Source organism: Yoonia sp., from assembly GCF_036007805.1.
In the GTDB taxonomy this organism is placed as follows: Bacteria; Pseudomonadota; Alphaproteobacteria; order Rhodobacterales; family Rhodobacteraceae; genus Yoonia.
This window is the reverse complement of sequence record NZ_DASYOK010000363.1, coordinates 1-11,583: the sequence shown is the minus strand read 5'-3', so window position 1 is coordinate 11,583 and position 11,583 is coordinate 1. Positions and strand designations below refer to the sequence as shown.

The following is an 11,583-nucleotide window of genomic DNA, read 5'->3' as shown; positions in this document are numbered from 1 at the left end:
CCCCAGTTGCAAGTTATTCGCAAGAGGGGAAATCACCGGTTGTTTTCCCCTCTGGAATTACCCGCCGTAGGTCGGGTGAAACCTGCCGCTTGGTGAGCGCGTGAAAATCTCGCACCCGTCTGCGGTGATGCCGATTGAATGCTCGAATTGCGCGGACAGCGATCTGTCATAGGTCACAGCGGTCCAGTCATCGGCCAGAACCTTGGTATCAGGGCGCCCCAGATTGATCATCGGCTCGATAGTAAAGAACATCCCTTCCTCAAGCACAGCACCGGGGCCTTCGCGCCCGTAGTGCAGCACATTGGGCGGCGCATGGAACACACGGCCCAACCCGTGCCCGCAGAAATCGCGGACCACGGACATGCGGTGGCTTTCGGCATAAAGCTGGATCGCGTGGCCGATATCGCCAAAGGTATTGCCGGGCTTCGCGGCCTCGATCCCTTTCATCAGGGCGTCATGGGTGACCTCGATCAAGCGTTCGGCCTTCTTGGACGGCGTGCCCGCCACATACATACGGCTGGTGTCGCCATACCATCCGTCAACGATCACCGTGACGTCGATATTCAGAATATCCCCGTCCTTGAGCGTATCATCATCGCGGCGCTTTTCGTGGTTGCGCGACACGGTTTCACTGGCCGACTTCGGAATCGGCGCGCCTGGAATGCCGTGGCAGACCACATGGTTTACGGAAATGCAGCTTGCGTGCTGATAGCCTTTGTAACCGATCGTGGCAGAAACAGCGCCCGCCTCGTCCACCCATTGGGTGATCAAACGATCCAGTTCACCGGTGGTTTGGCCCACGGTCACATAGGGCGCAATATCGTCCAAAAGTTTGGCTGCCAGTGCCCCCGCTTTTGCCATGCCGGCAAAGTCCTCGGGCTGATACAGGCGAATGCCATCTTTGGTCAGATGCGTTTTGTTCGTTTCCACGGGTCGCGTTCCTTTGTCGTCTTATGCGGCACATAGGCGAATTTCCGGCAAAGTTCTAGGGCCGGAAAGGGATTGGATCGCCCAGTGTGATCCCCGGGGGGTCAATTCTGCATGCTTGCGCCAAAACTGTAACTCCGGCGTCTGCTGCGTGATCAAAGGCGGCTTTATAGGCCGGATCAATATCGCCCGCCAAAGTAACCGCCGTGCAATCTGTGCGCTGCACCAGATAGAACATCACGGCGCGATGCCCCTGCTGCACCATCTGCGCCAGTTCCGCCAAATGCTTGGCGCCACGCGCCGTGACGCTATCGGGAAACTCGGCTAGTCCGGCCTGGCGGGACAAGGTCACGCTCTTGACCTCGACAAATGTCTCTGGCCCACCGCCACTGAGCAGAAAATCAATCCGGCTGTTTTCACCATACTTCACCTCAGGCCGCACCAGATCATAGGGCGGCAGACCCGGCACCTCATGTGCCATCAAAGCCGCCTTGAGCGCGCGATTGGGCACCGACGTATCGACACCAGTAAAATGCCCGTTGTCATGCTCAACCAGACGCCAGCCGAATTTCAGCTTTTTCCTGGGATCGTCATTCGGCTCAAGCCAGACTTTCATGCCCGGTTCAGCCAATCCCATCATTGAGCCGGGATTGGCACAATGCGCGGTGACTTCGCGCCCGTCTTCCAGCCGTACATCGGCCAGAAAACGTTTGTAGCGTTTGATCAGGCGGGCAGGGACAAGAGGCGTGGCAAATTCCATACGCGCCCTATAACAACTCTGACAAGACAGGAGAACCACCAGATGCCAAACCCCTCCGCTGCGATGCTCGTGATCGGCGATGAAATCCTTTCGGGGCGGACCCGCGACGCGAATATGCACTATCTTGCAGGGCAATTGACCGAGCGGGGCATCGACCTCAAAGAGGTGCGGGTGGTCAGTGACGACCAGGATGCGATTATCGCGGCGGTTAAGGCATTGTCAGAAAATTACGCGCATGTCTTTACCAGTGGCGGCATCGGGCCGACCCATGATGACATCACCGCCGATTGTATCGCCGCCGCCTTTGGTGCGCATATCGACGTGCGTGCCGATGCGCGGGCCCTACTGCAGGCGCATTACGACCGATCGGGACAGGAATTGAACGCGGCGCGGTTGCGCATGGCGCGTATTCCAGACGGGGCGACCTTGATCGACAATCCGGTCAGCACAGCACCGGGGTTCAGCCTCGGGAATGTCCATGTCATGGCAGGGGTACCTTCGGTCTTTAAAGCCATGGTTGCGAGCATCCTGCCGACACTGACAGGCGGCGCGCCGCTGCTGTCGCGGACCCTGCAGCTCTTCAAGGGTGAGGGCGATCTGGCGGGACCATTGGGCGCATTTGCGCAAGATTACCCCGATCTGAGCGTCGGGTCTTACCCTTTCCAGAAAGATGGGGTTTACGGTTCTAACATCGTGGTGCGCGGCAGTGACGCTGTGGCGCTCGATCTGGCGATGAAAGCACTCGAGGCAAAATTTGCGCAATGACACTCCCGTCGCTTGAAACACTCTATAGCGTGATCGAAGGCACATGGCCGCCCGCCGAAAGCCGCGCGGTGGGTCCTTGGAAGATACGGTTTGATAACAGCGGCAGCAGCCGTGTGAGTGCCGCAACAGCGCAGGGGCCTGTCACCGACACCGATATTCCAGTGGCTGAAGCTGCGATGCGCGCGGCAGGGCAAACACCACTTTTTATGGTGCGGGCGGGCGAAGATGCACTGGACGACATGCTGGCGGCAAGCGATTATGTCACCAAGGACATCACGAACCTTTATGCAGCGCCTGTCGCCGCAGTCGCCACCGAACGCCCGCCGCCCGTCACCAGCTTTGAAGTCTGGCCACCGCTGGCAGCACAAGAAGAAATCTGGGTTACGGGCGGCATCGGCCAAGGGCGTCTAGCGATCATGGCACGCGCATCAGGCCCAAAGACAACCTTGCTGGGGCGTTTGAATGACCAGCCTGCAGGCACCGTTTATGTGGGCATTGCCGCGGGATGTGCCATGATCCACGCGCTAGAGATTGCGCCCGCCCACCGCCGTCAGGGCCTTGCGCAATATCTGACGCGTGCGGCGGCATTTTGGGCGCAGGACAATGGCGCGGATTACCTGACGTTGGTCACAACGCAGGTGAACGCCGCCGCCAACGCGCTCTACACTTCCCTCGGCATGACGCATGTGGGACAGTACCACTATCGACGATGCCCGGAGTGAACCTTTGACTGACCAACCCACCGCCCTTGATTTGCCTATGGCCGACCCCTTGCCGGAGGCCACGCAGAAGTACTTTGATATCTGTCGCGAAAAGCTTGGGATGGTGCCCAACGTGCTGCAAGCCTACGCCTTTGACATCGACAAGCTGAACGCCTTTACGGCGCTTTATAATGATATCATGCTGTCCGCGTCTGGCCTGTCCAAACTCGAGCGCGAAATGATCGCGGTCGCGGTGTCGTCCATCAACAAATGCTATTATTGCCTGACCGCCCATGGTGCTGCCGTGCGGCAGTTGTCGGGTGATCCGCAACTGGGCGAAATGCTGGTGATGAACTGGCGCGTGGCACCTTTGGATGCACGCCAGAAGGCGATGCTCGAGTTTGCAGAACTGATGACCGTGGCCAGTGCCAAGATCGAAGAGAAGGACCGTGACGCATTGCGCAAGGTCGGGTTCTCGGACCGTGATATATGGGATATCGCCGCCACGGCTGGTTTTTATAACATGAGCAACCGCATCGCCTCGGCCACCGATATGCGGCCCAATGACGAATATCACGCACAAGCCCGATGATCCGCATCCTTGCTGCTTTTTTGGCCGCTGCTGGTATGGCGCAGGCCCAGACGCTTGATTTTCCCAGCAACGCGAGCTTGCAGGAGGAAGTGATCCGCCCTGCCGATAGTTATCTTTTGCCACGGGGTATTTGGGATCAGGGCGAGATGCCTTCGCAAACCGTCGAGGGCCGCGTGACCCAGCAAGCCTGGCGGATCGCAGCGCCCTCGCTGACAACATTGCAACTGGTGCGCCCGTTGCGTGAACAGTTGCGCAACGACCGTTACCAGATCATCTTTGAGTGCCAGACCGAGGCCTGTGGTGGCTTTGATTTCCGCTTTGCAGTGGAAACCTTGCCACCGCCGGAAATGCGGATCAACATTGGTGATTTCCGGTTTCTTGCAGCTGAACGGCGCGCACAAGATGGACCTGAGTATCTGACTTTGTTCATTAGCCGAACAGCAGAAGCGGGTTTTGTCCAAATCACGCATGTCGGCCTGGAAAATGAGACCGCACCGCCGATTGCGCAGGCTGCCGCATCTCCCTTGCGTGCATTTGGAACGGTATCCGACGCATCGCTGTCCGAACAACTTGCTCAGGCCGGGCGCGCAGTACTTGCCGATCTGAACTTTGAGACGGGTTCGGCGCAGCTTGCCCAAGGGGATTACCCGTCGCTGCGCGCTTTGGCAGATTATCTTGCAAATACACCGTCACGGACGGTTGCGCTGGTGGGACATACGGATTCCTCCGGTGCACTTGAGACAAATATCGCCCTGTCCAAACGTCGCGCGGCATCGGTTCTGGAACGACTGGTCAGCGAGTACGGAGCAAACCGCGCGCAGCTTGAGGCCGAGGGCATGGGCTATCTTTCGCCGCTTTCCTCAAACCTGACCGAGGCAGGCCGGACCGCCAATCGCCGCGTTGAAGTGATCGTAACGTCTATTGAAGACTGAGCGCTTTAAGCACGCGTCATAACCAATTTCTTCTGCAAAGATGGCGTCCAATTCACAAAGAGCGCCCTGCCATTTTGTTTTGCGTAGTAGAGCGCCGCATCTGCCCGCCCAAGTAAGGTGTCAATCGGGATCGCCGGTTGTGCCATCACCGCACCGATCGAGAGAGTTACAGTCAGTTCGCCATGCGCCTCGGTCATAAATTTGATCGGTTGCGTCAGGCGCAAGCCGATGGAATGTGCGATCTCCGGTGCTGCGTCCTTGAGGTAGATCGCAAATTCCTCGCCCCCGAGGCGGCCCAACACATCATCCTGACGGATATTTTCACGCAGCTTGGCGGCAATGGCCTGCAAACAGCTGTCCCCAGCCTGATGGCCATAGGTATCATTGATGGATTTGAACTTGTCAGCATCCAGCATCATCAGGACACCGGTGCTTTCCATCGTCCGCGCTTTTGCGGCCAGATCAAAAAATGTGTTGCGGTTGTTCAGCCCCGTCAGCCCGTCCATCCGTGATAGATGCCATAACTTTCGCTGCAGGCGTAACTGGAACATCGTGATGATAAAAAAGAACGTGATCAAAGGGCCGCCGACCACGATGGAATGTGCAAGGTAGAACCACAAAGAGTAGTATGCGCCGCCGCCAAAGAATGTTGCGAAAGCGATATTTGCAAGCGTGACAAACCCAAGCCACACCGCAAGGCGTAATATAAAGCCAAGCGCGCTTTGCGGTGCCAGTAAACGCATGACTTGGTCCATCAAATATATTCTCCGCCGTCCATAGGACACCGGATAAGACACATGCGTTACGATTGGTTTAAGACGAAAAAAAGCGCGACCAACAACACGGTCGCGCAAGTCGGTGAATATACACCTTGGGAAACTACCAGATCTCGGGGCCCTTGTCGGCAAAGGCGTGGGCCAGAAAATCTATGAATGCACGCACCTTGGGCTGCGTAAAGCGACCTGGAGGATACACCGCATAGATGCCTTGTGTTTCCACAGGCAGATCGGGAATGGCCACTTCGACCAAACCTTTGCTCATTGCGTCCGCATAAAGAAAACTTGGCAGATAAGCAATTCCAAGCCCGCCAATACAGGCGTTCAAGAGCGATTGGCCATCATTCACGGTGAGCCAGCCTGCCGTGCGCACCTGCCGTTTTTCGCCGGACGGTGCAGTCAATTTCCAGACCGCAGAATTCGCCTGGTTCGAATAGTGCAGCAGCTTGTGTTCGTTCAGGTCGTCAATCTTTTCAGGGCGGCCATATTGCTTGAAATAGGCAGGGCTCGCGATCATGCGCTTTGTTGTTTCGGTCAGCTTTCGGGCGCGCAGGGTGCTGTCTTCCAGCTCACCAATGCGGACAGCCATATCAAAGCCTTCGGAAATCAGTTCAACATAGCGGTTGTTCAGCGCCATGTTCACAGTGATATCGGGGAATTCTGACAGGAATTCACCCAGAACAGGCGAGAGGTGGTTCACCCCGAAATCTGTCGCCACGCTGATCCGCAGCAGGCCGGAAGGCGCGGATTGCATCGACGTGACCAAAGCATCGGCTTCGCCTGCATCATTCAGAACACGGCGGGCGCGGTCATAATACGCAAGGCCGATTTCGGTCGGGCTGACGCGGCGGGTAGTGCGGTTCAGCAAGCGCGCGCCCAAACGGGCCTCAAGCGATGAGACATGTTTTGATACGGCAGATTTGGAAATTCCCATTTTCTTGGCGGCGTCCGTAAAGCCGCCCTGATCCACAACCGTGGCGAAGGCCTCCATTTCGGTTAGACGATCCATGAAACTTCCTGACGCTGCTATTTGATACCGTTCTTCCCAACGTGGCAGTGAAATCGGGCAGGAATAGGACAAATGCCTGACAATACGGGGGTATGAATCCGCTTTGGTGACAATGCGGAAACAGCGACAGTGGGTGAATTACCCCTTAAATCATGGGCTTTGACGTGTCGTCAGCCGTTATTTCTGTTTTGAAGTCAAAGTTCCGCAGCAAGGCGTGTGCCTTGATTGATCGCGCGTTTGGCGTCCAGTTCCGCCGCCACATCGGCCCCGCCGATCACGTGAACACGGCACCCTTGGGCGATTAATGCGTCGGCGAGACTGCGTTGCGGTACCTGCCCCGCGCAAAGCACAATCGTCTCGGCAGAAATGATTTTGGGGTTTTCGCGCGCATCGCCGTGACTGATATGCAGGCCGTCCGCGTCAATTTTTTCGTAGTTCACGCCACCAATCATCTGCACGTTTTTCATTTGCAGCCCCGCACGATGGATCCAGCCGGTGGTCTTGCCCAGCCGTTTGCCCAGCTTTTCGGCCTTGCGTTGCAAGAGCGTGACCTGCCGCACCGGTGCCTCGGGCTGAGGACCCTCCGCGCGCAACCCGCCACGTGTCTGCGCAGGATCACCCACGCCCCATTCCTGCAGCCATTCATCCAGATCTTCGGTCGGGCTGTCCCCTGTCACCAGATATTCAGCCACATCAAAGCCGATGCCACCGGCCCCGACAATCGCGACGGTTTTGCCGACCTGCGCCTTGCCGCGCAGCACGTCGATATAGGATAGCACATTCGGCCCGTCCTGGCCGGGGATTTCAGGGTCGCGTGGGGCGACACCTGTGGCGATGATGATCTCGTCGAAGCCGGCCAAACCTTCAGGTGTGGCCGTCGTGCCCAAGCGCAACGTGATCCCGGCCTTCGCGACCATTGTGCGATAGTAATCGACCAGTCCCCAGAATTCTTCTTTGCCCGGCACCTGTTTGGCCATGTTCAACTGGCCGCCGATTTCTTCGGATTTATCAAAAATGGTCACGTGATGGCCGCGCTCGGCGGCGGTGAGTGCCGCCGATAGCCCCGCTGGGCCGGCGCCGACAACGGCGATCTTTTTTGGCGTTTCTGTCGGCGTGATCGTCAATTCCGTCTCATGACAGGCGCGCGGATTGACCAGACAGGACGAGAGTTTGCCGCTGAATGTATGGTCCAGACAAGCCTGATTGCAGGCGATGCAGGGCGCGATTTCTGCCGCCTTGCCCGCCGCCGCCTTTGCCACGAAATGCGCGTCCGCAAGGAAGGGGCGCGCCATGCTGACCATATCGGCACATCCATCGGCCAGCACGGCCTCGCCGACTTCGGGCATATTGATGCGGTTCGACGTGATGACGGGGATACTGACCTCGCCCATCAGCTTTTTGGTGACCCACGTGAAGGCGCGGCGCGGCACTGATGTCGCGATGGTCGGAATGCGCGCCTCATGCCAGCCGATGCCGGTGTTCAGGATCGTGGCGCCTGCAGCCTCAACCGCTTTGGCAAGCTGGACGACCTCTTCCCAGGTTGATCCGTTAGGTACGAGGTCAATCATCGACAATCGGTAGATCACGATGAAATCAGCGCCCACCGCTTCGCGGACACGGCGCACGATCTCGACCGGTAGGCGCATCCGGTTTTCGTATGACCCGCCCCAGCGGTCGGTACGCTTGTTGGTGTGGGTAACAAGGAACTGATTGATGAAATACCCCTCAGAGCCCATGACCTCGACACCGTCATAGCCTGCTTCGCGTGCGCGGGCGGCGGCGGTCACGATATCCGCGATCTGCTTTTCGATCCCGTCTTCATCCAGCTCTGTGGGTGGAAATGGCGAAATCGGTGATTTCACCGCAGATGGTGCCACGCATTTTGGCGAATAGGCATACCGCCCTGCATGAAGGATCTGCATGGCGATCTTGCCACCTGCATCATGGACACGGTCGGTCACGATGCGGTGGTTGATGATATCCTCGGGCGTAAACAGACCTGCAGCCCCCGGAAACACGCCACCTTCTGCGTTCGGGGCCATGCCGCCCGTGACCATCAACGCCACTTCGCCCCGCGCGCGCTCGGCATAGAATTCGGCCACACGGTTCCAGTCTTTTGTTTCCTCAAGTCCTGTGTGCATCGAGCCCATGAGCACGCGATTCTTGAGCGTCGTGAACCCCAGATCGAGGGGGGACAAAAGATGGGGATATTGGGTCATGAAAGTGCCTCCGCTTTGGGCGATCATGGCGAAAGTCGTGGCGGTCGTCACCCTCAACGTGGCGTAAAATGGATCACAGGCTGCCGGACCGGAAAGGTTTTGCGAAATTGGCCCAGTCCGCTAGGCTGGCAGTGAACACACAAAGGGGTTTACGATGGAAGCCAGCTTTTCCCGCCGCAAACTGTTGACGCCAGACGAACTGCGGCAATTGTCTGAACGGTCCGACCTGCAAGGCGGGTTGCAGATGGCCAGCCACTTCGGTGCCATCGTGGTTGTCGCGCTGCTGCATGCGCAGGCGATGGGCACCGCATGGGTTTGGGTGACGGGCTTTGCTTTGGGCGTTCTGTTGAATTTCCTCTACGCCGCCCAGCATGAACTGTCCCATGCCACCGTGTTCAAGACCCGCAAACTGAACGAGGTCTTTGGCCGGATCATCGGTTTTGTCCAGATTTTCCCCCGCGATTTTGACCAGATCATGCATTTCGCCCATCACCAACACACCCAGGACTGGGAGCGTGACGGCGAACTGGTGCGCGAACCATACACGCTGACCACATATCTCCTTTGGCTCAGCGGCATCACCTATTGGCGCAATCGCGTCTTTGGCACGGTCCGCCGCGCGCGTGGGATTATTATCGAGCCCTATATCCGTGCCGAAGAAGAGGCCAAAGTGATCCGCGAAAGCCGCCTGCATCTGGCAGGTTACGGTCTGATCGCGCTCGCCTCTCTTGCTACCGGATCGTGGGCGGCGCTCACTTTTTGGATCATCCCGATGGTACTCACCAAGCCCATTCATCAGTTGCAGAACACCATCGAACATCTGGGGCTCAGCCATGAAAACGACATCATGGAAAACACCCGCTCGACCCGTGCAAATGCGCTGCAACGCTGGCTGTGCTGGCAGATGCCCTATCATACTGCACACCATACGTTTCCCGCCGTACCCTTCTGGAAGCTGAGGACATTGAACGACCGGATCGAGGAAAAGGCAGGCGAGGTCCACCGGATGGGCTGGCTGGAGTTCCAGATTGAGGTGATCGGCAAACTGATGGCCAAAGACGAAAGCCAATATCCGATGGATGAGGTCTGGATCATCCCCCGCAGCGGTGGCCGCGTGACCCGGATGCCGGCGGAATGACGAAGTGCCACGCAGTCCCGGACCTGATCCGAGACCTCCTATTCCGTCGTAAGCGAGAGGCCCCGGATCATGTCCGGCGCTGCGTCGCATGAGACAGCTCAAGGTTTATACCTCACTCTGGGCAATGCAGCCACATGACCAGAGCGGCATAAAACTGCCTTATGATCAGGTGTGCGAAATGGTGGCCGCCGCCGGTTTCGACGGTATGGCGATTGATCTGGGGGCATCCGACGTGGCCGTGGCCCATGCCGTACGTCCGCATATGCAGGCGAATGACCTTACCCCGCTGATCGTGGCCTTTCCCAAGACGATTGAAAGCCTTGAAGACACGCTGCATATGGCCGCCGATTTCGGCGCGCCCTTTGTTGACGTGATCGGACAGGTGATGCCCATCGCACTCGACGATATGGTGCCGGTGATCGAGACATGGATAACCATGGCCGACCGGATCGGGGTGCCCGTGCAGTTCGAGACGCACCGCAACTGTATCACGAACGACCTTTATACAACGCTGCAACTGCTTGACCGTATTCCAGACATGCGGATTTGCGCGGACCTGTCGCATTACGTCGTGGATCGCGAATTCTGGTTTCCTTTGTCCGACCATGACCTTGGCCTGATGAGCCGCATCCTGAAAAGGTCAGACAGCTTCCAAGGTCGCGTGGCCTCGCGTCAGCAGATCCAGTTACAACTGGATTTCCCGCAGCATCAGAAGTGGGTCGCGCTTTTCAAAGGCTGGTGGCGCGAAGGGTTGGCCGACTGGCGCGCGCGCAACGCGTCGGGCGACTGTATCTTTGTGTGCGAATTGGGGCCGCCTGAATACGCCATGACCGGACCGGACGGACGCGAGATGTCGAACCGCTGGGAAGAGGCGCAGGTGATCATGGCCTGGGTGCGCGAGATCTGGGATGAACTGGGCGGGGACGGGTGAGCGAAGTCTAGGGGGCAGCGTGTTCATCCTGTACTTTGAACTCTGCGTACATTGCAGCAGTGGCAGCTTGCGCTTTGTCGGCCAGATCGCGTGCGTCAGTGTCATCAAGACCCGTGGTCGAGATAGGCGCTCCAAAACGGATGTGGATTTCCCCCGGTCGTGCGCGTATCGACCCGAGTGGCAGTAACCTATGCCCGCCGTAAATCATCACAGGTATGATCGGCGCTTGCGACCTGATCGCCACCAGTCCGGCACCAACCTTGAACCGCGCGACGCCGTCCTGACCCGAGATCCGGCCTTCTCCGCCCCACCCCATGCGTTCGCCCGACTTCACAGCCTGCACCGCCTTTTCGATCAGTCGCTCTGTTCCCGCACGGTTGCCGCGGGGAACAAGTTCGATTGCCGCCTTGCGGGTCGCGGCGCGCATGAACGGGAATATTGCGTATAAATCGGCGCCTGCCGCGCGATCAACATGCGGCCACATGACTGCAAGATAGGCCGCGACATCGGCAAAAGACGCTTCATTATGGCATACCACACAGCCTGATCCTGCTTTCGGTGGCGTGCCACTGATGGTGACTTTGATCTGACAGATGTCCAGAAACCGGTGCGAGTGTGCGGCGATCAGCCGACGTGCAGCTTCGGGGGTCTTGGCGGTCAGAACAACGCGCAAACTTGTGAAGGATAAGCCCGATATCCACAATGCAGACGCGTATCCGCCCCGAATGACTTCTCCAAACGCGCCCATGATTTTGATAGCTTCGCCCCCAACAAGCATTCCGCCACGAGGATGCTGTGCGAACGACGTTTACACAACAATATTCGCGCGGATG

The 11,583-nt window shown here is 58.0% G+C and carries 12 protein-coding genes; 6 read left to right on the top strand and 6 right to left on the bottom strand.

The window, feature by feature from the left end; all coding sequences use genetic code 11:
- Positions 1 to 57: 57 nt before the first annotated feature.
- Both map and sfsA read right to left on the bottom strand, forming a co-directional pair.
- Positions 58 to 930, bottom strand: a complete 873-nt coding sequence (gene map, locus VGP75_RS19120; protein WP_327545168.1) for a type I methionyl aminopeptidase — start codon at positions 928 to 930, stop codon at positions 58 to 60.
- A gap of 55 nt (positions 931 to 985) precedes the next feature.
- Entirely contained in the window at positions 986 to 1,687 is a 702-nt protein-coding gene (gene sfsA / locus VGP75_RS19115) for a DNA/RNA nuclease SfsA (protein WP_327545167.1), read from the bottom strand.
- Positions 1,688 to 1,729: 42 nt separating this feature from the next.
- On the opposite strand from sfsA, the gene VGP75_RS19110 reads away from it, so the two are divergent.
- Genes VGP75_RS19110 through VGP75_RS19095 form a run of 4 tightly spaced genes read left to right on the top strand, consistent with a single transcriptional unit; the run spans position 1,730 to position 4,677 of the window.
- The gene (locus VGP75_RS19110; protein WP_327545166.1) at positions 1,730 to 2,452 is read left to right on the top strand and encodes a competence/damage-inducible protein A; all 723 of its coding nucleotides are present in this window, start codon (positions 1,730 to 1,732) and stop codon (positions 2,450 to 2,452) included.
- Entirely contained in the window at positions 2,449 to 3,174 is a 726-nt protein-coding gene (locus VGP75_RS19105) for a GNAT family N-acetyltransferase (RefSeq protein ID WP_327545165.1), read from the top strand. The genes VGP75_RS19110 and VGP75_RS19105 overlap by 4 nt, the downstream gene beginning before the upstream one ends.
- 4 nt (positions 3,175 to 3,178) lie before the next feature.
- Positions 3,179 to 3,745 (top strand): peroxidase-related enzyme, encoded by a 567-nt coding sequence (locus VGP75_RS19100; RefSeq protein WP_327545164.1) that lies wholly within the window; start codon positions 3,179 to 3,181, stop codon positions 3,743 to 3,745.
- Positions 3,742 to 4,677 (top strand): OmpA family protein, encoded by a 936-nt coding sequence (locus VGP75_RS19095; protein ID WP_327545163.1) that lies wholly within the window; start codon positions 3,742 to 3,744, stop codon positions 4,675 to 4,677. Before VGP75_RS19100 ends, VGP75_RS19095 begins: the two co-directional genes overlap by 4 nt.
- Positions 4,678 to 4,682: 5 nt before the next feature.
- On the opposite strand, the gene VGP75_RS19090 is transcribed toward VGP75_RS19095, so the two are convergent.
- The 3 genes from VGP75_RS19090 to VGP75_RS19080 all read right to left on the bottom strand — a co-directional run bounded on the left by VGP75_RS19090 (position 4,683) and on the right by VGP75_RS19080 (position 8,681).
- On the bottom strand, positions 4,683 to 5,420 hold the full coding sequence (locus tag VGP75_RS19090) for a GGDEF domain-containing protein (RefSeq protein WP_327545162.1): 738 nt from the start codon (positions 5,418 to 5,420) through the stop codon (positions 4,683 to 4,685).
- Positions 5,421 to 5,556: 136 nt separating this feature from the next.
- On the bottom strand, positions 5,557 to 6,462 hold the full coding sequence (locus VGP75_RS19085) for a LysR family transcriptional regulator (protein ID WP_110279533.1): 906 nt from the start codon (positions 6,460 to 6,462) through the stop codon (positions 5,557 to 5,559).
- Between the two features lie 194 nt (positions 6,463 to 6,656).
- Positions 6,657 to 8,681, bottom strand: coding sequence for an FAD-dependent oxidoreductase (locus tag VGP75_RS19080; protein ID WP_327545161.1), 2,025 nt, complete (start codon positions 8,679 to 8,681; stop codon positions 6,657 to 6,659).
- Between the two features lie 154 nt (positions 8,682 to 8,835).
- Here VGP75_RS19080 and VGP75_RS19075 point away from each other — a divergent pair, with 154 nt between their 5' ends.
- On the top strand, positions 8,836 to 9,819 hold the full coding sequence (locus tag VGP75_RS19075; RefSeq protein ID WP_327545160.1) for a fatty acid desaturase: 984 nt from the start codon (positions 8,836 to 8,838) through the stop codon (positions 9,817 to 9,819).
- Between the two features lie 88 nt (positions 9,820 to 9,907).
- A complete protein-coding gene (locus VGP75_RS19070) occupies positions 9,908 to 10,750 on the top strand; it encodes a sugar phosphate isomerase/epimerase family protein (protein WP_327545159.1) in 843 nt (280 codons plus the stop codon).
- Positions 10,751 to 10,757: 7 nt separating this feature from the next.
- Here VGP75_RS19070 and VGP75_RS19065 read toward each other — a convergent pair whose 3' ends face one another.
- The gene (locus tag VGP75_RS19065; protein WP_327545158.1) at positions 10,758 to 11,498 is read right to left on the bottom strand and encodes a lysophospholipid acyltransferase family protein; all 741 of its coding nucleotides are present in this window, start codon (positions 11,496 to 11,498) and stop codon (positions 10,758 to 10,760) included.
- Between the last annotated feature and the right edge of the window lie 85 nt (positions 11,499 to 11,583).

Excerpts from the sequence above, each read along its gene's own strand:
- VGP75_RS19065 (WP_327545158.1), bottom strand. The coding sequence starts at position 11,498 with ATGGGCGCGTTTGGAGAAGTCATTCGGGGCGGATACGCGTCTGCATTG.
- VGP75_RS19080 (WP_327545161.1), bottom strand. The coding sequence starts at position 8,681 with ATGACCCAATATCCCCATCTTTTGTCCCCCCTCGATCTGGGGTTCACG.
- VGP75_RS19090 (WP_327545162.1), bottom strand. The coding sequence starts at position 5,420 with ATGCGTTTACTGGCACCGCAAAGCGCGCTTGGCTTTATATTACGCCTT.
- VGP75_RS19075 (WP_327545160.1), top strand. The coding sequence starts at position 8,836 with ATGGAAGCCAGCTTTTCCCGCCGCAAACTGTTGACGCCAGACGAACTG.
- sfsA (WP_327545167.1), bottom strand. The coding sequence starts at position 1,687 with ATGGAATTTGCCACGCCTCTTGTCCCTGCCCGCCTGATCAAACGCTAC.
- VGP75_RS19070 (WP_327545159.1), top strand. The coding sequence starts at position 9,908 with ATGAGACAGCTCAAGGTTTATACCTCACTCTGGGCAATGCAGCCACAT.
- VGP75_RS19085 (WP_110279533.1), bottom strand. The coding sequence starts at position 6,462 with ATGGATCGTCTAACCGAAATGGAGGCCTTCGCCACGGTTGTGGATCAG.
- VGP75_RS19105 (WP_327545165.1), top strand. The coding sequence starts at position 2,449 with ATGACACTCCCGTCGCTTGAAACACTCTATAGCGTGATCGAAGGCACA.
- VGP75_RS19110 (WP_327545166.1), top strand. The coding sequence starts at position 1,730 with ATGCCAAACCCCTCCGCTGCGATGCTCGTGATCGGCGATGAAATCCTT.
- VGP75_RS19095 (WP_327545163.1), top strand. The coding sequence starts at position 3,742 with ATGATCCGCATCCTTGCTGCTTTTTTGGCCGCTGCTGGTATGGCGCAG.